Genomic DNA, 21,774 nt, shown 5'->3' on the forward strand with positions numbered 1-21,774 from the left:
AAGGGTGCCGGCCGGCGCGGCCGGGCGTTGGACGAAAGCGCGGCGGTGCGCCGCGAAAGCCCGCGATTTTACGGGCGGAGGGCAACTCTCCCACAGCGGGTCGGGAAGGTGCCTGCCACGCAGCGGACACGGGCCGTGCGACAAACCGGGGTCCGCGCGGGCCATCGTCTTCCGACGGCCCCGCGGCCGGCGCTTTTCATGCGGGCCGGGAACGCCCGCCCGCCACGCCGATCCGACGTCCCTCCCCCACGAGCCCCCAGCCCCACACGCCCCATGCCAGTGCCCGAGACCGGCCCGAACACCCCGCTCTTCATCGTGCTCAATGCCGCCTCCGGCAGCGAGGACGCCGTCCAGGCCCGCCAGGTCATCGAGGAAGGCTGCGCCGCGGCCGACCGCCGGCTGCGCATCTTCACGGTCGACCGCGGCAGCGCCGACGACGGCCCCGGCAGCCTGCGCGCGCTGGCGCGCGAGGCGGTGGAGCGCGCGCGCGCCGCCGGCGGCGTGGTGGTGGCCGCGGGCGGCGACGGCACGATCAACGCCGTGGCCCAGGCCACGCTGGGCAGCGGCTGCGCCTTCGGCGTGCTGCCGCAAGGCACCTTCAACTACTTCAGCCGCGCCCACGGCATTCCGCGCGACACCGCGCAGGCGCTCGAGGTGCTGCTGACCCATCCGCCGCGGCCGGTGCAGGTCGGGCTGCTCAACGACCGCGCCTTCCTGGTCAACGCCAGCCTGGGCCTGTATGCCCAGCTGCTCGAGGAGCGCGAGCACTACAAGTCGCGCTACGGGCGCAACCGCCTGATCGCGCTCGGCGCCGGCCTGCTGACCGTGCTGCGCGGCCACCGCACGCTCGACCTGCGCATGGGCTGGCGCGGCCAGGAGCGCGCGATCCGCACGCCCACGCTGTTCGTCGGCAACAACCCGCTGCAGCTGCTGCAGATCGGCATCGAGCATGCCGACGCGCCCGAGCAGGGGCAGCTGGCCGCGGTGGCGCTCAAGCCGCATGGCCTGCTGTCGATGCCGGGGCTGCTGCTGCGCGGCGCGCTCGGGCGGCTCGGCGAGGCCGACGAGGTGCTGAGCTTTCCCTTCGAATCGATGACGGTGCGCATCGGCCGCGCGGGCAGCCGCGGCCCGCGGCGCGTGAAGGTGGCGACCGACGGCGAGATCGGCTGGGCCGAGATGCCGCTGCTGTTCCGCGTCTCGCCCGAGCCGCTGTGGCTGGTACGGCCCGACGTGGCGCCCGAGCTCGAGGCGGCCAAGCAATGAGCGTGTTGCTGCAGGTTTCCGACCCGCACTTCGGCACCGAGCAGCCGCCGGTGCTGGCGGCACTCGAGCGGCTGGCGCGCGAGCTCGCGCCCGAGCTGCTGGTGCTGTCGGGCGACATCACGCAGCGCGCCACGCGCGCGCAGTTCGCGGCCGCGCGCGCCTTCGTCGACCGGCTGGCGCCGCGGGCACTGCTGGCGATCCCGGGCAATCACGACATCCCGCTGTTCCAGCTCGCGGCGCGCGCCTTCGCGCCCTATGGCCGCTACAGCGAGGCCTTCGGCGACGAGCTCGAGCCGGTGGTCGACACGCCCGGCTGGCTGGCGATCGGCGTCAAGACCACGCGCCGCTGGCGCCACGAGGACGGCGAGGTGTCGCGCGCGCAGGTTGAGCGCGTGGCGCGTCGGCTGGCCGCGGCGGCGCCGTCGCAGCTGCGCGTGGTGGTCACGCACCAGCCGGTGGCGGTGACGCGGCGCGAGGACATCGGCAACCGGCTGCACGGCGGCGAGGCCGCGGTGGCGCGCTGGGCAGCGGCCGGCGCCGACCTGGTGCTCGGCGGCCACATCCACCTGCCCTTCGTGCTGCCGCTGCACGAGTGCTTCGTCGATTGCCCGCGGCCGATGTGGGCGGTGCAGGCGGGCACGGCCGTGTCGTGGCGCGTGCGCGCGGGACATCCGAACTCGGTCAACGTGGTGCGGCGCGACGACGGCGCGCGCGCCTGCGCGGTCGAGCGCTGGGACTATGCGGCCGAGCGCCAGGCCTTCGTGCTCGCGGACGCCGTAAGGCTTTCGCTTGCCAGCGCAGCGGCGCCGCTTTAGGGTGCGCCGCATGTCATCGGCAGTCCCCGTCCCTTCCCTTCCTTCCGCTCCCCTCCCCCACCCACCCGCCCTCGTCGCGCATGCCGAACAGCTCGGCGCCCATGCGCTGGGCGGCTTCCTCTCGCTGCTGCTGGCCTCGGTTCTGATCGCCGGCCTGGCCTGCTGGATGGCGCAGCGCCGCCGGCTCGCGCTGGCCGCCGAGGAAGAGCCCGACGAACCGCGGCTGGTGCTCGCGCTGGTGCTCGGCTTCGCGGCGATCCTCGGCGCCTCGAGCCTGTTCGCCTGGATCGCCTCCAACCTCGGCGACGGCCGCACGCTGGGCCTGGCCGACCAGGCACTGACCGATGCGATCGCGCAGCACATGCCGCACGGCGTGATCCTCGCGTTCAGCTGGCTCACGCGGCTCGGCGACTTCGCCACCTTGGCGCCGGTGGCGGTGCTGGTGGCGCTGCTGCTGTGGCACCGCGCCCATCGCGGCCTGGCGCTCGGCTGGTCGATGGCGCTGCTGGGGATCGTGCTGCTGAACCCGGCGCTCAAGCAGATCTTCGCGCGCGCCCGGCCGCTGCACGACCACGGCCTGGCGCACGAGACCAGCTACAGCTTCCCGAGCGGCCACAGCGCGGGCGCGATCGTGAGCTACGGCATGCTGGTCTATCTCGCGCTGCGCCTGCTGCCGCCGCGCTGGCACGTGGCGGCGGCGATGGCCGGCGCCGCCGCGATCGTCACCATCGCCTGCAGCCGGATCTTCCTGCAGGTGCACTTCGCGAGCGACGTGGTGGCGGGCCTGCTGACCGGGCTGGCCTGGCTGCTGGTGTGCGTGGGCGGGCTGGAGTTCGCGCGGCATCGCCAGCGGCGGCTCGCGCGCTGAGCCCGCCGCGAAAGAAAAAGGGCCGCGCCCTTCCCTGCGGAAGGAGCGCGGCCCCGGGGACCGGCGCGGATCGAGGGATCAGTATTCCCAGAAGATGCGCTGCAGTTCCTTGGTGTCGCTGGTCTTCGTCAGCGCGACCATCGCGAGGATGCGCGCCTTCTGCGGGCGCAGGTCGTGCGCCACCACCCAGTCGTACTTGTCGTCGGGCTGCTCGGCATTGCGGATCACGAAGCCGTCGGGCACGCGCGAGCTGCGGATGACGACGATGCCGTCGGCGCGCACCTTCTGCAGGTTCGGCACGATGCGGTCGGCGACCGAGCCGTTGCCGGTGCCGCCATGGATCAGCGCCTTGATGCCGCTCTTGGCGAGCGCGTCGATGGCGGTCGAGGACACGCCCTCGTAGCCCATGGCGATCTCGACCGGCGGCAGCGCGTTGATCTGGTCGATGTCGAACTCCGAGTTCATGGTGTGGCGCTTCACGGGCGCGCGGAACCAGTAGTTCTTGCCCTCGACCACCATGCCCAGCGGGCCCCACTGGCTCGAGAAGGCGCTGGTCTTGATGTTCACGCTCTTGCTCACGTCGCGGCCGGTGTCGATGTTGTCGCCCATCGTCACCAGCACGCCCTTGCCCGCGGCGTCCTTGCTGCCGGCCACCGTCACGGCGTCGTACAGGTTGAGCGCGCCGTCGGCCGACAGCGCGGTGCCCGGACGCATCGAACCGACCACCACGATCGGCTTGGACGTGTGCACGGTCAGGGTCAGGAAGTAGGCGGTTTCTTCGAGCGTGTCGGTGCCGTGCGTGATCACGATGCCGTCGACGTCGCTTTGCTTCGACAGCGCCGACACGCGCTTGGCGAGCGTGAGCAGGTTGTCGTTGGTGAGGCTCTCGGACGCGACCTGGAACACCTGTTCGCCGCGCACGTTGGCGACCTTGGAGAGCTCGGGCAGGCCCGCGATCAGCTTCTCGACACCGACCTTGGCGGCCGCGTAGGTGGCGCTGTTGACGGCCGAGGCGCCGGCGCCCGCGATGGTGCCGCCGGTGGCCAGGATCACCACGTTGGGGAGCGCCTGCTGCGCCTGCGCGAGCGCGCTGGCCGCCAGCATCGCGGCACCGGCCGCGAGGGCCCTGAAGCGAGGGGAAAGGTACATGGAGAACTCCTTGTGTTGAATGAATTTTTCGAGGCGGCGAGAAGATACATGAACCATGCCCGGCTGCTCGGCGCGGCCATGCCGGCATGGCATGCGGTCATGCGGCCGTGGGGACGCAAGGATTACCATCGACCGCGCGCACGCCGCGCCACTCCCTCGCCATGAACGCCGATTCCGCCGCCCTTCCCGTCTCGACCGCCCAGGAAATGCCCGCGCCCGACGGGCCGCTGTCGCGCGCGCGCCCGGGCCGCGAACGCATCATGGCGGCGATCCGCGCCGCGGCGATCGCGGAGTTCAGCCTGCATGGCCTCAAGGGAACCTCGACCCAGGCCATCGCGGCACGCGCCGGCCTCACCAAGCCGCAGCTGCACTACTACATCGTCGGCAAGGAAGAGCTGTACGAAGAACTGCTGATGCAGGTGCTGCATGCGTGGAAGGTGGTGTTCTCGTTCGAGGACGCGAGCGACCCGGCGACGGTGCTGGGCGACTACATCCGCAAGAAGCTCGACCATGCGATCGACAGCCCCGAGATGTCGCGCATCTTCACGCGCGAGATCCTCGACGGCGGCCGCAACCTCGATCGCTACTGGCCCAATGCGCGCGCCTGGACGCAGAAGAAGGTCGACATCATCAACGGCTGGATCGCGCGCGGCCAGATGCGCCCGCTCGATGCGCGCATCCTGCTGATGCACGTCTGGGCCATGACCCAGAGCTACGCCGACTACGCGATCCAGACGCGCGTGATGCTGGGCCTGCCGCCCGACGCGCCGATCGACCGCGAGCCGATCGCACGCGAGCTGGTGGCCTTCGTGCTGGCCGGCTGCGGCATCCGCGCGAGCTAGCCACCCGCGCCGCCCGGGCGCTTTCCTCTCCCGCCAGACCGCACCGGCCCCAATCCGGTGCGCCCGCGCTGGCACGTCGCTTGCTAAACCTGACCACTTGCTCTGATTAAGCGGTCAAACACCATGCGCGTGCTCGTCGTCTACTGCCATCCGGTCGAAACCAGCTTCCATGCTGCCCTGCACCAGGAGGTGCTGAAGAACCTGCGCGCGGCCGGCCACGAGGTCGACGACTGCGACCTCTATGCCGAGGGCTTCGATCCGGTGCTCTCGCGCGAGGAGCGGCTGGGCTACCACGAGGTGCCGGCCAACCAGCTGCCGCTCAAGCCCTACGTCGAGCGGCTGCAGTGGGCCGAGGGCATCGTGTTCTGCTTCCCGACCTGGTGCTTCGGCCTGCCGGCCATGCTCAAGGGCTACTTCGACCGGCTGTTCATGCCCGGCGTGGCCTTCGACATCAGCGACCCCGCCAACGTGAAGCCGATGCTCACGCACATCAAGCGCATCAGCGCCGTGGTCACCTACGGCCGGCCGCGCTGGGTGGCGATGTACATGGGCGACCCGCCGCGCAAGATCGTCACGCGCTACATGAAGCGGCTGACCGGCCATGGCGCCAAGGTCGACTACCACGCCCACTACCACATGAACGTGGCGACCGAGCCCCAGCTCAAGCGCTTCATGGCCAAGGTCGGCAACGCCATGGCGCGCTTCGCATGAACGCGCCCGTGCTGCTCGACCGGGTGCGCCTGCCGCGCTGGCTGCTGCCGGCCGACTGGCCGCAGCGCGACGGCGTGCCGGCGCTCGCGCGGCTCGCGATCGAGGGCGGCCGCGTGCAGTCGCTGCGCCCCGCGGACGACGCCCCGACGCCCGCTGCGGGCTGGGACCTCGGCGGCACGCTCGCGCTGCCGGGCTTCGTCGATGCCCACACGCACCTCGACAAGGTCTTCACGCTGCCGCGCATGAAGGCGGTGCAGCCGGGCCTGCTCGGCGCCATCGACGCGATGCTGGCCGACCGCGTGAACTGGACGCCCGCCGACGTGCGCGAACGCGCAGCACGCGGACTGCAATGGGCCTGGGAATGCGGCACCACGCACGTGCGCACGCACGTCGACTGGTGGGAGCCCGATGCCCTGCCGATGGCCTGGCCGGTGATGGCCGAGCTGGCGCAGGAATGGAAAGGCCGTGTGCGACTCGAGCAGGTGAGCCTGATCAAGCTGCCGCTGTTCGAGGACGCGGCGCAGGCGCTGCGGCTCGCGAAGCAGGTGAAGGCCACCGGGCCGCACGCCCTGCTCGGCGGCTTCGTGCATTCCACCAACTGGAGCGAGAACGCGCTGCGCAACCTGCTGCGCTCGGCGCAGGCCTGCGAGCTCGACATCGACCTGCACGTGGACGAGGAGCTCAATGCCTCGGCCACGGGCCTGGCGGCCACCGCGCGCATCCTGGCCGAGATCGGCTACGAAGGCCGCGTGGTCTGCGGCCACATCTGCGCGCTCGCGGAACAGCCCGAGGCGCAGGCGCTCGCCACGCTCGACGCGGTGGCGCGCGCGCCGATCACGGTGGTCTCGCTGCCCGCCACCAACCTGCTGCTGCAGGACGCCGTGACCGGCCGCACGCCGCGCCGGCGCGGCATCACGCTGGTGAAGGAGGCGCGCGAGCGCGGCATTCCGCTGCTGTTCGCGAGCGACAACGTGCAGGACCCGTTCTGCCGGCTCGGCAGCTTCGATCCGGTGGAAGCGCTGGGCACGGCCGCGCTGGTGGCGCAGCTCGACGAACCGTTCGAGACCTGGTCGCAGGCGCTGTGCCGCGCCGACTGGCTGCGCCGCGACGCCACCGTGCAACGCCCGACGCTCGTCGGCGCGCCCGCCGACCTCGTGCTCTTCGGCGCGGCCGACCGCTTCGGCTGGCCCTCGCGCAGCGCATCGCGCGTGGTGCTGCGCGCGGGCCGCGTCGCGCACGGCGAGGTGCCGGCGACCTGGCGCGCGCACGGCGGCGCCGTCAACGCCTGAGCCCTCTTCAACGAACAGAACCACTCCAAGGACCGCCCCATGCTCCACGGCTACATCCCTCCCCACCGCTTCCTGCCCTACCTGAGCTGGACCGAAATCGCCGCGCTGCCCGACCGCGAGAACACGGTCATCGTGCTGCCCTGCGGCGCGATCGAGCAGCACGGCCCGCACCTGCCGTGCTCGGTCGACAGCGTGATCAGCTCGGGCGTGATGGGCAAGGCGCTCGAGAAGCTGCCGGCCGAGGTGCGCGCCTTCGCGCTGCCCACCATCACCTACGGCAAGTCGGAAGAGCACCTGCACTTCCCCGGCACGATGACGCTGACCGGCACCACGCTGCTGTCGACCGTGACCGAGATCGGCGAGTCGGTCTACCGCGCGGGCTTTCGCAAGCTGCTGTTCGCCAACGGCCACGGCGGCCAGCCGCAGGTGCTCGAGATGGCGGCGCGCGAGCTGCGGCTGCGCCATGGCGACTTCGTGGTGGTGCCGCACGGCGTGTCGCGCCTGCCGAGCGCGGCCAGCAAGCAGGTCAGCGAGCAGGAGAAGAAGCTCGCGATGCATGCCGGCCATTCCGAGACCGCGCTGATGCTCGCGCTCGCGCCCGAGACGGTGCACATGGAACGCGCGGTGGCCAACTTCCCGCCGCCGTTTCCGATCAAGCTGCTGTCGGCCGACGGCCGCCCGGCCTGCGCCTGGACCGCGCGCGACTTCGGACCCAGCGGCGTGATCGGCGACCCGACCACCGCCACGCGCGAGCAGGGCGAGGCGATCCTCGACACGCTGTCCGACAGCTGGGTGCAGGCGCTGACCGAGCTGCATGCGCTGCGCTGGGTGGTGCGCGAGGAAGCCACCTGGGAGCGCGGCCACCAGCAGGGCTTCGTGCAGCAGTCCTTCGCGCCGGCCTGAGCCTGCTTCTTGCATCGGCCCGTCTTTCCCCGTTTTCTTCACCCACGCCCTAGAGAGGTCCTCCCATGCGCTCCTTCGCACTGTCCCTGGCCGGCGCCGCCGCCATCGCCTTCCTCGCCGCGCCCGCGCAGGCCGAGGACAAGTTCACCTACATGACCAACTGGTATGCGCAGGCCGAGCACGGCGGCTTCTACCAGGCCGTGGCGCAGGGCATCTACAAGAAGTACGGCCTCGACGTGACCATCAAGATGGGCGGCCCGCAGGTCAACATCACGCAGATGATGGCGGCCGGCCAGGCCGACTGCATCATGGGCTCGAGCGACATCCAGATGATGCAGGTGCGCGAGGGCGGCGTGCCGGTGGTCAACGTGGCGGCCTTCTTCCAGAAGGACCCGCAGGTGCTGATCGCGCACGACGACGTGAAGAGCTTCGAGGACCTCAAGGGCAAGACGCTCTTGATCGGCGCGCAGGCCAATCGCGGCTACTGGCCGTGGCTCAAGGCCAAGTTCGGCCTCAAGGACGAGCAGACCCGGCCCTACACCTTCAACATCCAGCCCTTCGTCGCCGACAGGAACACGGCCCAGCAGGGCTACCTGACCTCCGAGCCCTACGCGATCCAGAAGGCCGGCGTGAAGAGCACGGTGCTGATGTTCAGCGATCACGGCTTCCCGGCCTATGCCACCACGGTGTCGTGCATGGAGAAGACGGTGAAGGAGCGCAGCAAGCAGGTCGCGGCCTTCGTCAAGGCCTCGGCCGAAGGCTGGAAGAGCTACCTCGCCGATCCCGCGCCCGCCAACGCGCTGATCAAGAAGGACAACCCCAACATGACCGACGACCAGCTCGCCTACAGCGTGGCCAAGCTCAAGGAGATGGGAATGATCACGGGCGGCGACGCCGGCAAGCTCGGCATCGGCGTGATGACCGATGCGCGCGCCAAGGCCAGCTACGACTTCCTCGTGAGCGCCAAGCTGCTCGACCCGGCCAAGGTCGAGCTCGCGAAGACCTACACGACCGAGTTCGTGAAGGACGCCAAGGTGCTGCCCTGACCGTCGCCACGCCATGAACCGCATCGACCCCCACACCCTCGCGCCGCCGACGGTGCCTGCCGTGCCCGCGGTGGAAGTGCTCTCGGCCGAGAAGACCTATCCCAACGGCACGCAGGCGCTGCTGCCGGTCGACCTGTCGATCGCCGAGGGCGAGTTCGTCACGCTGCTCGGCCCCTCGGGCTGCGGCAAGAGCACGCTGCTCAAGATGGTGGCGGGCATGCTCGAGCCCAGCGACGGCCGGCTGCTGGTGTGGCGCAAGCCGGTGGCGCAGCTGCATGACTGCCCGCACAAGCTGTCCTTCGTGTTCCAGTCGCCCACGCTGATGCCCTGGGCCAGCGTGCAGACCAACGTGCGGCTGCCGCTCGACCTGGCTGGCGTGCCGCGCAAGGAGGCCGATGCGCGCGTGATGGAGTCGCTGGCGCTGGTGGGCCTCGAGAAGTTCGCCAGCGCGCTGCCGCGCGCGCTATCGGGCGGCATGCAGATGCGGGTGTCGATCGCGCGCGGGCTTGTCACGCAACCCGACCTGCTGCTGATGGACGAGCCCTTCGGCGCGCTCGACGAGATCACGCGCCACAAGCTCGACGCCGACCTGCTCGAGCTCTGGCGCAAGAAGAAGCTCACGGTGATCTTCGTGACGCACTCGATCCACGAGGCGGTGTTCCTCTCGAGCCGCGTGGTGATGATGGCCGCGCGGCCGGGCCGCGTGGTCGAGCAGTTCCAGATCGACGAGCCCTATCCGCGCAGCGCCGACTTCATGGTCACGCCCGAGTTCGCGCGCCATGCCAAGCGGCTGCAGGACAGCCTGCTGCGCGCCAGCCATGCCGACGAGGAGCACGCGCGATGAGCCGCACGCCACTCCTGAGCCAGCCGCGCGTGCAGCGCGTGCTCTACCCCATGGCGATCGGCCTGCTGCTGATCGCGCTGTGGCAATGGATGGTGGTGGCGATGGAGCTGCCGCCCTACCTCGTGCCCTCGCCCTGGCTGATGCTGCAGACGCTGGTGACTGACTGGGCACCGCTGGGCAACGCGCTGCTGGTCACGCTCAAGATCACCGTGCTGTCCTTCGTGCTCGCCACGGTGGCGGGCGTGCTGATCTCGTTCCTGTTCGTGCAGAGCAAGCGCATCGAGACCGCGCTCTTTCCGTACGCGGTGCTGCTGCAGGTCACGCCGATCGTGGCGGTGGCGCCGCTGATCATCATCTGGGTCAAGAACCCGACGGCCGCGATGACCGTGTGCGCGGCGCTGGTGGCGCTGTTCCCGATCATCAGCAACACCACGCTGGGCCTGCGCAGCATCGACCCCGACCTGCAGAGCTACTTCAAGCTCAACCGCGCCACGCGCTGGCAGCAACTGGTGCGTTTGCGCATCCCGAGCGCGCTGCCCTACTTCTTCGGCGGCCTGCGCATCTCCAGTGGCCTCGCGCTGATCGGCGCGGTGGTGGCGGAGTTCGTGGCCGGCACCGGCGGCTCGGGCGCGGGACTGGCCTACCAGATCCTGCAGGCGGGCTTCCAGCTGAACATCCCGCGGATGTTCGCCGCGCTGCTGCTGATTTCCCTCACCGGCGTCGCGCTCTTCGTGCTGATGGCCTGGCTCACCAAGGTGGCGCTGGGCTCGTGGCATGCGAGCGAACTTTCCCAGGACTGATCCCAACATGAACGCACAAGAATCCTCCATCGGGCCGCTGCTGCTCGAACTCCCCGACCTCGACTGGATCACCGACGAGGGCCGCGTCGTGCGGTTGTCGCAGGACTTCTCCTGGTTCAGCCCGGTGCTCAAGCGCCAGCTCGAGGGCAAGCATGCCGACGTGGTGGTGCGCCCGCGCAGCGAGGACGAGATCCGCGCGGTGGTCGGCGCCTGCGCGCGCCACGGCGTGCCGATCACCGTGCGCGGCAGCGGCACCGGCAACTACGGCCAGACCACGCCGCTGGCCGGCGGCGTGGTGCTCGACATGACCGGCTACAACGCCTGCCTCTGGGTGCAGCCCGGCGTGGCGCGCGCGCAGGCCGGCATCCGCCTGGGCGAGCTCGAGAAGCAGACCAGGGCCAGCGGCCAGGAGATGCGCTGCGTGCCCTCGACCTATCGCAGCGCCACGCTCGGCGGCCTGTTCGGCGGCGGCTTCGGCGGCGTGGGCTCGATCAACTACGGCCCGCTGGGTGCGCCCGGCAACGTGCTCGGCATCCGCGCGATGACCATCGAGGCCGAACCCCAGGTGGTGGAGCTGCGCGGCGCCGAGGCGATGCGCATGCACCACCTGTGGGGCACCAACGGGCTGGTGCTCGAGCTCGAGGTCGCGCTGGCGCCCGCGCATCCGTGGCTCGAGACGCTCGCGACCTTCTCCGATTTCGAGGGCGCTCTAAACTTCGCCGACAAGCTCGCGAACGCGCCGGGCATCGTGAAGCGCGAGGTGTCGTTCTATGCGGCGCCGATCTCCGACCACCTGGCGCAACTGGCGGCGCACCTGCCCAAGGGCTGCCACACGGTGCTGTCGCTGGTGGCCGAGGCCAGCGAGCCGGCGCTGCTGCAGCTGGTCGAGAGCTTCGGCGGCAGCGTGAGCTACCGCAAGACCGCGGCCGAGGTGCAGAAGAGCAACCGCACCCTGATGGAATTCACCTGGAACCACACGACGCTGCACGCGCTCAAGGTCGATCCGACCCTGACCTACCTGCAGAGCGGCTTCGTGCCGGGGCGCCACGTGGCGCAGGTCATCGAGATGGAGAAGCTGCTGGGCGGCGAGGTGATGATGCACCTGGAGTTCATCCGCAACGTGGCGGGCCTGATGACCTGCAGCGGTCTGCAACTGGTGCGCTTCAGCACCGAGGAACGGCTGCAGGAGATCATGCAGATCCACCGCGAGCACGAGGTGCACATCAACAACCCGCACGTGAACATCGTCGAGGACGGCAAGGCCGGCGGCCCGCTGCCGCCCGAGGTGATCGCGGTGAAGCGGCGCTTCGATCCGCTGGGCCTGCTGAACCCCGGCAAGCTGCGCGACTGGCCGGTGAAGCCGCGCGCGGCCGCGGTGGCGGCCTGAGTCAGGCCGCGCGGCGACGCCGCACGAAGGCGACCGCGACGATCGCGCAGGCCAGGCCCCACAGCGGCCACAGCCCGAGGTGCGCGACCCAGCGCGCATAGGGCGTGAGGCCGGTGCGGCCCTCGACCGGGGCCTCGAGCACGCCGCGCGTGAGCCGCGGTAGCGCATGGGTCACGCGGCCCTCGGCGTCGATGACCACGGTGGCGCCGGTGTTGGTGGCGCGCACCATCGGCCGTGCGAACTCGAGCGCGCGCATGCGCGAGATCGCGAGATGCTGGTCGATGGCGATCGAGTCGCCGAACCAGGCGATGTTGCTGACGTTGAGCAGGATGGTCGGTGCCGTCGCCGCGTCGCGGAAGTTGGCGCCGATCTCGTCGCCGAACAAGTCCTCGTAGCAGATGTTCGGCGCGATGCGCTGGCCCTGCCAGGCGAGCGCGGGCTGCGCGAGGCCGCCGCTGCGGAAGTCGCCGAGCGGGATGCTCATCATGTCGATGAACCAGCGGAAGCCGAAGGGAATGAACTCGCCGAAGGGCACGAGGTGGTGCTTGCTGTAGGCGTAGGCCGAGGCGGCTCCGGGCCGGAAGCCGAGCACGGTGTTGGTGTAGCCCTGGCGGTCGCCCAGCGGCAGGCCGACCACGGCCGCCTGGCTGCCGCTCGCATAGCGTGTCTGGATCGCCTCGAGGTAGCCCGCGGGCAGCTGCTGCGGCAGCAGCGGGATCGCGGTCTCGGGCGTGACCACCAGCGAGGCCCTGGCATCGCGCAGCTGTTCGCCGTACCAGCGCAGCGCGTTCTCGATGCCGCCATTGGGAACGAACTTCTCGTCCTGCGCGATGTTGCCCTGCAGCAGCGCGACCTGCAGCGTGCCCGCGGCTTCGCCGCGCGAGGGCTGGGCCACGAGCGGAAAGCCGAACACGAGGGCGATCAGCAACGCCGCGCCCGCGAGTTCGGCGCGGGCCGCGGGCCGTGCCAGCGCGACCAGTGCGGCAGCCAGGGCCGCCACGGCGCCGATGCCGTAGACGCCGACCCACGGCGCCCAGCCCGAGAGCGGGCCCTCGACATGCGCATAGCCGCCCGCGCCCCAGGGAAAACCGGTGAACCAGCTGCCGCGCACCAGCTCGGCCAGCGTCCACAGCGCGGCAAAGACCAGTGCGCCGGTGACCGTGCCGCGCGGACCGCGCCGCACGAACCAGGCACCGGCCAAGGCGTAGTACAGGCCGAGCGCGGCGGCCAGCGCGAGCACCGCGATCGCGGCCAGCGGCGCGGCGAGGCCGCCGTAGGTGTGCATCGAGATGAAGAGCCACCAGAAGGTGCCGCAGAGCCAGGCGGTGGAGAACAGCCAGGCATGCAATCCGGCGCGGCGCCAGCCCGCTTGCTGCTCGCGCAGGCGGCGCAGCCCGAAGGCGAAAACGGCGAGCGACACCAGCTGCAGCAGCCACATCGGCCGGCCCGAGCCGGGCAAGGCGATCGAGGCGGCCTGCCCCAGTCCGGCCAGTAGGAAGGCCAGCGCCAGCAGTGCGGCGCGCATCAGTCGGCCGCGTCGCCGCCGCGGGCCGGCGACACCTTGAACCAGCGCACCGCGCCGCCCTTGGTGTGCAGCACCACGAAGTCGAAGCCGCCGATCGCATGGTGCTCGCCGCGCTTGGGCACATGGCCCATCTCGTGCGCGATCAGGCCGCCGATGGTGTCGAAGTCCTCGCTGAGCTGTTCCTCGTCGAACACGATGCCGAAGGCCTCGGCCACGCGCTCGATCGGCGTGTCGCCCGAGACGCGGTAGGTGTGGTCGGCCAGGCCGAAGATGTCGCCCTCGTCCTCGGCGATGTCGAACTCGTCCTCGATCTCGCCGACGATCTGCTCGAGCACGTCCTCGATGGTGATCAGGCCGGCCACGCGACCGAACTCGTCGATGACGATCGCCAGGTGGTTGCGGTTGCCGCGGAATTCGCGCAGCAGGTCGTTGAGGCCCTTGCTCTCGGGCACGAAGGTCGCGGGCCGCAGCAGCGCGCGGATGTTCAGGCCCGGCGCGCGCTGCAGCTTGAGCAGGTCCTTCGCGAGCAGGATGCCGATGATGTTTTCCTTCTCGCCCTCGTACACCGGGAAGCGCGAGTGCGCGGTGTCGATGACCAGGTGCAGCAGCGCGTCGTAGGGCGCGTCGATGTTCACCAGGTCCATGCGCGGTGCCGCGACCATCACGTCGCCGGCCGTCATGTCGGCCATGCGCAGCACGCCTTCGAGCATCACGCGCGATTCGGCGCCGATCACCTGGTTGTCTTCGGCATCCGCCAGGGTTTCGATCAGCTCGTCGCGCGAGTCAGGACCGGGATGGATGAATTCGGCGAGCTTCTGGAGAAAGCCGCGCTTGTCTTCCCGTTCGACGGGTGCGCGTTCAGGGTGAGGTTCGGCCACTGCGGGAGGGCGTAGTTGGGGGGAGTGCAAGGATACCGGATTGCATGTGACAGGCTCTACCGGGTCCGCCTGGGGGTATGCAAGGAGCGTTCCCGGGCAGGGCCGGGCCGCCCGAGGGCCTTATTGCGCCGACTTGCCGCGCGCGTCGCGCACGCCGCTGCGGACTTCCTGCAGGCTGGCCAGGAAGGCCCAGAACTGCTTGGCGCGCGACTTGAGGTGGAAGTCGACAGCCGCGTAGTGCTCGAGCGCGATCTCGCTCATGCGGCTGTCGAAGGTGGCGCTCGGCAGCTGCAGGTGGGCTTCCGATTCGGAACCGCTGCGCACCACGGTGGCGCCGGCATTGCGCGCGATCTTGAGCATCGCGGCGTTCTCGCTGAGTGCATGGATGAACAGCATGCCCACGCCCTCGTTGCGCGCCACGACCACGGCGCGTTCGAACAGCCGGGCGCCATAGCCGCGTCCGCGGGCATGGGCCGAGACGGAAACACCGAATTCGGCGCAGTCGCTGTGCTGGTCGTCGGGCGCGAAGGCCAGGTGGGCCATCGCGATCAGCTCGAGCTTGCGGTTGTAGATGCCGAACAGTTCGTCGCGGTCGAAGTCGAGGCCGTCGACATAGCGCTGCACCTGCTCGTCGCCCGCGGCATAGCCGAAGCGCAGGTAGCGGTCGTGGGCGCTGAGCGCCAGCAGGTGGCGCGCGATGCGCTCGCGCTCGCGCGGGCCGATCGAGCGGATCGGCACCATGACGGGCTGCGGCGCGGCAACGGCGCGTGGTTGGGCCTCAACCATCGGCGCCTTCAGAAAAGAGCCGAGGCCGAGGGATGCCCTGAGGAGGTCCTTGGCGGTAAGCATGGCTTGAATGTAAGGGTTTTCCCTTAACCCACAAGCCCGGCGGGACACTTTCGTGACTCATTTGTGAATCAATACCCGAAAGCGTGTGCCCGGAGCAACTTTTTCGTGCCTAGACCGGCACGGCTGTGGTGGCTTTGACACGGTCCAGCACGAAACTGGTCTTGCAGTCCTGCACGCTCGGGTGCTTGAGCAGGGTGTCCATGATGAAGCGGCTGTAGTGGGCCATGTCGGCCACGACCACGCGCAGCAGGTAATCCATCTCGCCCGTGAGGGCGGCGCACTCGACGACTTCGGGCCAGGTCTGCACACTGGCGCGGAACAGGTCCATGGGGTTGCGCTTGTGGCTCTCGGTGTGCTTTTCGAGCCGCACGTTGAGGTAGGCCGTGAGGCCCAGCCCGACGGCCTCGGGCTTGACCAGCGCCACGTAGCGGTCGATCACGCGCTGCTCCTCGAGCCGCTTGACCCGGCGCAGCACGGCGCTGGGCGAGAGGCTGACCTGCTCGGCGATCTGGTCGTAGGTGGCGCGGCCATCTGCTTGCAGCGTGCGCAGAATCAGCCGATCTATCTTGTCGAGTGCTTCCATGAGGAGATTTTTGCACTTTTCCTGCAATCGATCCAAGAAACACGCCCACAAACGCTGAAATCATGAGCGGCAGTCGACCTACATTGCTGCACTGGCCGAGCCGCCATCCTTTTACTTTCCCCTCGATCCCCACTTCTTCGGAGACTGCCATGAGCCACGCCGACGCGCCCGCCTTCACGCCCTGGGACAACCCCATGGGCACCGACGGCTTTGAATTCATCGAATACGCGGCACCCGATCCGGTCGCCATGGGCAAGGTCTTCGAGCGCATGGGCTTCACGGCCATCGCCAAGCATCGCCACAAGAACGTGCTGCTGTACCGCCAGGGCGAGATCAACTTCATCCTGAACGCCGAGCCCGATTCGTTCGCGCAGCGCTTCGCGCGCGAGCACGGCCCGAGCGTGTGCGCCATCGCCTTCCGCGTGCAGGACGCCAAGGCCGCCTACGAGCGCGCCACCTCGCTGGGCGCCTGGGGCTTCGCCGACAAGGCCGGCCCGGGCGAGCTGAACATCCCCGCCATCAAGGGCATCGGCGACAGCCTGATCTACCTGGTCGACCGCTGGCCCGGCAAGAACGGCGCGAAGCCCGGCGACATCGGCAACATCGGCTTCTACGACGTGGACTTCGAGCCGCTGCCGGGCGTGGCCTCGCAGGACGCCCTGACCACCAAGGGCAACGGCCTGACCTACATCGACCACCTGACGCACAACGTCTACCGCGGCCGCATGAACACCTGGGCCGGCTTCTACGAGAAGCTGTTCAACTTCCGCGAAATCAAGTACTTCGACATCGAAGGCCAGGTCACCGGCGTGAAGAGCAAGGCCATGACCAGCCCCTGCGGCAAGATCCGCATCCCGATCAACGAAGAGGGCAAGGAACAGGCCGGCCAGATCCAGGAGTACCTGGACATGTACAAGGGCGAAGGCATCCAGCACATCGCGATGGGCTCGGACGACCTCTACGAGACGGTCGACGCGCTGCGCGCCAAGGGCGTGACCCTGCTGGACACCATCGACACCTACTACGAGCTGGTCGACAAGCGCATCCCGGGCCACGGCGAGAGCGTGGAAGAACTGCAGAAGCGCAAGATCCTGATCGACGGCAAGAAGGACGCGCTGCTGCTGCAGATCTTCAGCGAGAACCAACTCGGCCCGATCTTCTTCGAGTTCATCCAGCGCAAGGGAGACGACGGCTTCGGCAACGGCAACTTCAAGGCGCTGTTCGAGAGCATCGAGCTCGACCAGATGCGCCGCGGCGTGCTGAGCGCCGCAAAATAAGCGCTCCTTCCATCCTCCAGGAGCTCCGCATGCGCAACATCCTCTCGATCGGCCTGACCACCCTCGCTGCGGCGGTCGTTCTCTCGGGATGCGCGGCGGGGCCTGGAGGCGCGCCGGCCGCCAGCGCCGCGGGCTCGCACCTCGACAGCGTGCAGAAGGCGGCCGTGCTGCGCATCTGCACGCCGGGCGACTACCGCCCCTTCAGTTTCCAGAAGGCCGATGCCTCGTTCGAAGGCATCGACGTCGACCTGATGGCCGGCTTCAGCGCCAGCCTGGGCGCCAAGCCCGAGTGGATCAAGACCACCTGGGCCAACCTGCTGCCCGACCTCGCGGCCGGCAAGTGCGACATCGCCGTGGGCGGCGTGTCGGTGACCACCGACCGCCAGAAGCGCGCCTTCTTCAGCGCGCCCTACATGGTCAACGGCAAGACGCCGATCGCGCGCTGCGCCGATGTGGCCAAGTACCAGAGCGTGGCCGACATCGACAAGCCCGCCACGCGCGTCATCTTCAATCCGGGCGGCAGCAACGAACGCTTCGCCCGCACCAACTTCAAGCAGGCCCGGCTCACGCTGCATGGCGAGAACGTGACGATCTTCGACGAGATCCTCGCCAACCGCGCCGACGTGTTCGTGACCGAGTCGGCCGAGGCGATCGTGCAGCAGAAGCTCAAGCCGGGCCTGTGCGCGATCAATCCCGACAAGCCGCTGCAATACGGCGAAATGGCCTGGATGCTGCCGCGCGACGACGTGGCCTTCAAGGCCTATGTCGACCAATGGCTGCACCTTCAGCAGGCCGGCGGCGACTTCCAGCGCGTCATGGACCGCTGGCTCAAGTAATCAACCGAAGCACCCATGGACACCCCTGCCACCGTCGTCACGCCCGCCGTCTACGGCGCCTCCGATCGCCCGCCGCGCGGCGACTATTCGCGCGGCGGCACGGTGCAGGCCGACTACACCTGCGCGCAGGACTGGGCCAGCTACACGGCGGCCGACCACGACACCTACAAGCGGCTCTACGAGCGCCAGGCCGCGCAGCTGCCGGGGCTGGCCTGCGATGCCTTCATCAAGGCGCTGCCGCTGCTGGGCGTGAAGGACCGCATCCCGCGCTTCGAGGAGCTCAACGAGCGGCTGCACAAGGCCACTGGCTGGGAGATCGTGGCGGTGCCGGGGCTGATTCCCGAGCTGCCCTTCTTCACGCTGCTCGCGAACCGCAAGTTTCCGGTCACCGACTGGATCCGCAAGCCCGAGGAGTTCAACTACATCGTCGAGCCCGACGTGTTCCACGACCTGTTCGGGCACGTGCCGATGCTGTTCGACCCGACCTTCGCGGACTACGTGCAGCGCTACGGCGCCGGCGGCATCAAGGCCCACGAACTCGATGCCGGCGAGAAGCTCGCGCGGCTGTACTGGTACACGGTGGAGTTCGGGCTGATCCGCCAGCCCGATGGTCTGCGCGCCTATGGCGCCGGCATCCTGAGCTCGGTCGGCGAGCTGCAGCACGCGGTGCGCTCGAACGAGCCGCTGCGGCTGCCGCTCGATCTGCTGCGCACCATGCGCACGCTCTACAAGATCGACACCTACCAGGCCAACTACTTCGTCATCGACAGCTTCGCGCAGCTGTTCGACCTGACCGAGCCCGACTTCGCGCCGCTGTACCGGGCGCTGGAGACGGCGACCGACATTCCGGCCGGCGTGCTGCAACCCGGCGAATCCGGCAAGGCCTGAGCTTCCTTTTCGGCAGCCGCGCCGAAGCACGCGGCTCCCGCTGGCTCCATGCATCGATCGGCAGCTATCGCGCAGGCGACAGCCGATGCATTTACCTAGGACAAGCCCGCTGGTCGCTTGTCCTGTGCGGCTCCCACAATCCGCGCCAAAGGAGCTTGCATGCAGACATCCGCGCGACAGCACTATCCGGCCGGCGTACCGCACGAGATCGATCCCGAGCAGTACCGATCGCTTTCCCACATGTTCGACGAGGCTTTTGGCCGCTATGCCGACCGCCCGTTCTCGGTGTGCATGGAGCGCTGGATGTCGTACGGCGAGCTCGATGCGCAGTCGAAGGCACTCGGCGCCTGGCTGCAGTCGCGCGGTCTCGAGCCCGGCGCGCGGGTGGCGATCATGCTGCCGAACATCCCGCAGTTCGCGGTCACCATGTGTGCCGTGCTGCGCGCCGGCTACACCTGCGTGAACGTCAATCCGCTGTACACCGCGCGCGAGCTCGAGCACCAGCTCAAGGACTCGGGCGCGACGGCGATCGTGATCCTCGAGAACTTCGCCTCCACGCTCGAGCAGGTGATCGAGAAGACACCCGTGAAGCACGTGGTCATCACGGCGATGGGCGACCTGCTCGGCGGCCTCTACGGCAGCTGGATCACGCTCGCGGTGCGGCACCTGAAGAAGATGGTGCCGCCCTTCAAGCTGCCGCTGAGCGATGGCCGCACGGTCACGCCGTTCTCGCAGGCGCTCACCGAAGGACGTGGCCGCACGCTGGCGGCCGACAAGAGCACGCTCGATTCGATCGCCTTCCTGCAGTACACGGGCGGCACGACCGGGCTGTCGAAGGGTGCGGTGCTCACGCATCGCAACATCGTGGCCGCCACCTTGCAGGCCGAGGCCTGGTTCACGCCGGCGCTCGCGCGCGCGGGCGACCTCGCGAAGGTCAACAGCATCGCGGCGCTGCCGCTGTATCACATCTTCGCGCTCACCCTGTGCCTGCTCGTGATCCGCCAGGGCTCGCACATGACGCTGGTGCCGAACCCGCGCGACTTCGACAAGTTCATCGCGGTGCTGAAGAAGCGACCCTTCCACATGCTGCCGGCGGTGAACACGCTGTTCAACGCGCTGTTGATGCATCCCGAGTTCAAGACCATCGACTTCTCGACGCTGTTCGTCTCACAGGCGGGCGGCATGGCCGCTTCGGAGGGCACGGCGAAGCGCTGGTTCGAGGCCACCGGCTGCCCGATGATCGAAGGCTGGGGCATGAGCGAGACCTGCGCGATCGGCACCAACAACCCGGTGTCGAACACCAAGTTCACCGGCACCATCGGCCTGCCGTTGCCGAGCATCGAGATCGCGATCAAGGACGATGAAGGCAATTCGATGCCGATCGGCGAATCGGGCGAGCTCTGCATCAAGGGCCCGAACGTGATGAAGGGCTACTACAACCAGCCGGCCGAGACGGCGGCGGCCTTCACCGCCGACGGCTTCATGCGCACCGGCGACGTCGCCGTGATGCAGGAGGACGGCTACAGCCGCATCGTCGACCGCAAGAAGGACATGATCCTGGTCAGCGGCTTCAACGTGTTCCCGAACGAACTCGAGAACGTGATCTCGCTATGCCCGGGCGTGGTGGAATGCGCGGCCATCGGCGTGCCCGACGAGAAGCAGGGCGAGGCGATCAAGGTGTTCGTGGTGCGCCGCGACCCGAGCCTGACCGAGGAGGCTGTGCTGCAATACTGCAATGGACAACTCACCGGCTACAAGCGCCCACGGCACATCGAATTCCGCGATGCGCTGCCCAAGACCAACGTCGGCAAGATCCTGCGCCGCGAACTCCGCACCACCGCCTCCGCAGGCCATTGAATGAGCGCGGCGGCGGTCGCCGGGTTGCCGGCGAATGTCGTCGTGCTCGAGCGTGGATGGCTGTCGTCCAACAACATCCTCGTGATCGGCGCCGATGAGACGGCGCTGATCGACACCGGCTATGTGACGCATGCCGAGCAGACGGTGGCGCTGGTCGAGTCGGCATTGGACGGGCGGCCGCTGGACCGGGTGTTCAACACGCACCTGCACAGCGACCATTGCGGCGGGAATGCGGCGCTGCAGGCGCGCTATCCGGCCCTTCGCGTCGAGATCCCGCCAGGCGAGGCCGCGCTGGTGGAGCGCTGGGATGAAGAAGGGCTGAGCTTCAGGGCGACGGGGCAGAGCTGTCCGAGGTTTCACGTCTCGGGGCTGCTGCAGCCCGGGACGGAACGCGAGGTCGGCGGGCTGCGCTGGCAGATTCATGCGGCACCGGGTCACGATCCGCATTCGGTCATTCTTTTCGAGCCTGTGTCGCGGACCCTGGCGTCCGCGGATGCGCTGTGGGAGAACGGGTTCGGTATCGCTTTTCCGGAGTTGAAGGGGGAACCGTCGTTCGGAGAGATGGCGGCCACCCTGGATCTGATCGAGCGCCTGGCGCCATCGATCGTGATTCCGGGGCACGGGTCGATCTTCACGGACGTAGGAGCTGCGCTGAAGGTGGCGCGGCGGCGGCTCGAGGGGCTGCAGCGGGATCCCGTCAAGCATGCGCGGCATGCGATCAAGGTGCTGATCAAGTTCAAGCTGCTGGAAAAGCAGCGGATGTCGCGTGGCGACTGGATGGCCTGGGTGCGCGAGACGCCTTATCTGGCCATGGTGTGCGCTCGGTTCTTCGAGGGCGTGGCGCTGGATGCCTTGGCGCAGGAGATCTTGGCTGAACTCGTCGCTGCGCGGGCCGCTGAAATCACGGAAGACGAGGTTCGGAACCTCTGAATTCTTGAAATGGTCGAGCCTGTTTAGGGCGCCCCGATTTCATTCAAATAAAGCGCCGCCTATTTATCCGAATTGCCCATAAAAAAAGCGCCCTGTCGTGGACGGGGCGCTTTTTGTTTCTTGTTTTGCTTGCGCCAATAAAAAAGCCCCAACCGATTGGTTGGGGCTTTTTTGGCTGTAAGAGCCTGACGATGACCTACTTTCACACGGGAACCCGCACTATCATCGGCGCTG

At 68.8% G+C, this 21,774-nt stretch carries 21 protein-coding genes; 16 read left to right on the forward strand and 5 right to left on the reverse strand.

What is annotated here, in order from left to right; translation table 11 throughout:
* Positions 1–273 precede the first annotated feature (273 nt).
* From BM109_RS24275 to BM109_RS24285, 3 genes are read left to right on the forward strand one after another with little or no spacing between them, the layout of a single operon-like run.
* The gene (locus BM109_RS24275) at positions 274–1,263 is read left to right on the forward strand and encodes a diacylglycerol/lipid kinase family protein (RefSeq protein ID WP_093348288.1); all 990 of its coding nucleotides are present in this window, start codon (positions 274–276) and stop codon (positions 1,261–1,263) included.
* Positions 1,260–2,078, forward strand: a complete 819-nt coding sequence (locus BM109_RS24280; RefSeq protein ID WP_093348290.1) for a metallophosphoesterase family protein — start codon at positions 1,260–1,262, stop codon at positions 2,076–2,078. Before BM109_RS24275 ends, BM109_RS24280 begins: the two co-directional genes overlap by 4 nt.
* 10 nt (positions 2,079–2,088) lie before the next feature.
* Positions 2,089–2,946, forward strand: a complete 858-nt coding sequence (locus tag BM109_RS24285; protein ID WP_093348421.1) for a phosphatase PAP2 family protein — start codon at positions 2,089–2,091, stop codon at positions 2,944–2,946.
* Between the two features lie 78 nt (positions 2,947–3,024).
* On the opposite strand, the gene BM109_RS24290 is transcribed toward BM109_RS24285, so the two are convergent.
* Positions 3,025–4,095, reverse strand: coding sequence for an asparaginase (locus tag BM109_RS24290; RefSeq protein WP_093348292.1), 1,071 nt, complete (start codon positions 4,093–4,095; stop codon positions 3,025–3,027).
* 161 nt (positions 4,096–4,256) lie between these two features.
* Here BM109_RS24290 and BM109_RS24295 point away from each other — a divergent pair, with 161 nt between their 5' ends.
* From BM109_RS24295 to BM109_RS24330, 8 genes are all read left to right on the forward strand, one after another.
* Positions 4,257–4,937: a TetR/AcrR family transcriptional regulator gene (locus BM109_RS24295; protein WP_177239444.1), complete on the forward strand. Its 681-nt coding sequence runs from the start codon at positions 4,257–4,259 to the stop codon at positions 4,935–4,937.
* Positions 4,938–5,060: 123 nt separating this feature from the next.
* A complete protein-coding gene (locus tag BM109_RS24300; protein ID WP_093348294.1) occupies positions 5,061–5,648 on the forward strand; it encodes an NAD(P)H-dependent oxidoreductase in 588 nt (195 codons plus the stop codon).
* Positions 5,645–6,937: an amidohydrolase family protein gene (locus BM109_RS24305; protein WP_093348296.1), complete on the forward strand. Its 1,293-nt coding sequence runs from the start codon at positions 5,645–5,647 to the stop codon at positions 6,935–6,937. The genes BM109_RS24300 and BM109_RS24305 overlap by 4 nt, the downstream gene beginning before the upstream one ends.
* A gap of 39 nt (positions 6,938–6,976) precedes the next feature.
* Entirely contained in the window at positions 6,977–7,840 is an 864-nt protein-coding gene (locus tag BM109_RS24310) for a creatininase family protein (protein ID WP_093348298.1), read from the forward strand.
* Between the two features lie 65 nt (positions 7,841–7,905).
* A complete protein-coding gene (locus BM109_RS24315) occupies positions 7,906–8,886 on the forward strand; it encodes an ABC transporter substrate-binding protein (protein WP_093348301.1) in 981 nt (326 codons plus the stop codon).
* A gap of 13 nt (positions 8,887–8,899) precedes the next feature.
* Positions 8,900–9,730, forward strand: coding sequence for an ABC transporter ATP-binding protein (locus BM109_RS24320; protein ID WP_093348304.1), 831 nt, complete (start codon positions 8,900–8,902; stop codon positions 9,728–9,730).
* Positions 9,727–10,530 carry an ABC transporter permease gene (locus BM109_RS24325; protein WP_093348306.1) on the forward strand — a complete coding sequence of 268 codons (804 nt, stop codon included), beginning with the start codon at positions 9,727–9,729 and terminating at the stop codon, positions 10,528–10,530. The genes BM109_RS24320 and BM109_RS24325 overlap by 4 nt, the downstream gene beginning before the upstream one ends.
* A gap of 7 nt (positions 10,531–10,537) precedes the next feature.
* Positions 10,538–11,917 (forward strand): FAD-binding oxidoreductase, encoded by a 1,380-nt coding sequence (locus BM109_RS24330; RefSeq protein ID WP_093348309.1) that lies wholly within the window; start codon positions 10,538–10,540, stop codon positions 11,915–11,917.
* A gap of 1 nt (position 11,918) precedes the next feature.
* Here the strand turns inward: BM109_RS24330 and lnt are convergent, their stop codons facing one another.
* From lnt to BM109_RS24350, 4 genes are all read right to left on the reverse strand, one after another.
* Positions 11,919–13,442 carry an apolipoprotein N-acyltransferase gene (gene lnt, locus BM109_RS24335; protein WP_093348311.1) on the reverse strand — a complete coding sequence of 508 codons (1,524 nt, stop codon included), beginning with the start codon at positions 13,440–13,442 and terminating at the stop codon, positions 11,919–11,921.
* Positions 13,442–14,320: an HlyC/CorC family transporter gene (locus BM109_RS24340; protein WP_057596996.1), complete on the reverse strand. Its 879-nt coding sequence runs from the start codon at positions 14,318–14,320 to the stop codon at positions 13,442–13,444. The genes lnt and BM109_RS24340 overlap by 1 nt, the downstream gene beginning before the upstream one ends.
* Before the next feature lie 120 nt (positions 14,321–14,440).
* Positions 14,441–15,169, reverse strand: coding sequence for a GNAT family N-acetyltransferase (locus BM109_RS24345; protein ID WP_093348314.1), 729 nt, complete (start codon positions 15,167–15,169; stop codon positions 14,441–14,443).
* Between the two features lie 109 nt (positions 15,170–15,278).
* On the reverse strand, positions 15,279–15,752 hold the full coding sequence (locus BM109_RS24350; RefSeq protein ID WP_057596999.1) for an Lrp/AsnC family transcriptional regulator: 474 nt from the start codon (positions 15,750–15,752) through the stop codon (positions 15,279–15,281).
* A 149-nt stretch (positions 15,753–15,901) separates the two neighbouring features.
* On the opposite strand from BM109_RS24350, the gene hppD reads away from it, so the two are divergent.
* From hppD to BM109_RS24375, 5 genes are all read left to right on the forward strand, one after another.
* The gene (gene hppD, locus BM109_RS24355; RefSeq protein WP_093348317.1) at positions 15,902–17,029 is read left to right on the forward strand and encodes a 4-hydroxyphenylpyruvate dioxygenase; all 1,128 of its coding nucleotides are present in this window, start codon (positions 15,902–15,904) and stop codon (positions 17,027–17,029) included.
* Positions 17,030–17,058: 29 nt separating this feature from the next.
* Positions 17,059–17,865 carry a transporter substrate-binding domain-containing protein gene (locus BM109_RS24360; protein WP_093348320.1) on the forward strand — a complete coding sequence of 269 codons (807 nt, stop codon included), beginning with the start codon at positions 17,059–17,061 and terminating at the stop codon, positions 17,863–17,865.
* A 15-nt stretch (positions 17,866–17,880) separates the two neighbouring features.
* A complete protein-coding gene (gene phhA, locus BM109_RS24365) occupies positions 17,881–18,753 on the forward strand; it encodes a phenylalanine 4-monooxygenase (RefSeq protein ID WP_093348323.1) in 873 nt (290 codons plus the stop codon).
* Positions 18,754–18,912: 159 nt separating this feature from the next.
* Positions 18,913–20,610 carry an AMP-binding protein gene (locus BM109_RS24370; RefSeq protein WP_093348325.1) on the forward strand — a complete coding sequence of 566 codons (1,698 nt, stop codon included), beginning with the start codon at positions 18,913–18,915 and terminating at the stop codon, positions 20,608–20,610.
* Complete coding sequence (locus BM109_RS24375; protein ID WP_093348328.1) at positions 20,611–21,540, forward strand: MBL fold metallo-hydrolase; 930 nt, start codon at positions 20,611–20,613, stop codon at positions 21,538–21,540. It abuts the gene before it with no gap.
* The last annotated feature ends 234 nt before the right edge of the window (positions 21,541–21,774 follow it).

It is taken from the genome of Variovorax sp. PDC80 (genome assembly GCF_900115375.1).
Lineage (GTDB): Bacteria > Pseudomonadota > Gammaproteobacteria > Burkholderiales > Burkholderiaceae_C > Variovorax.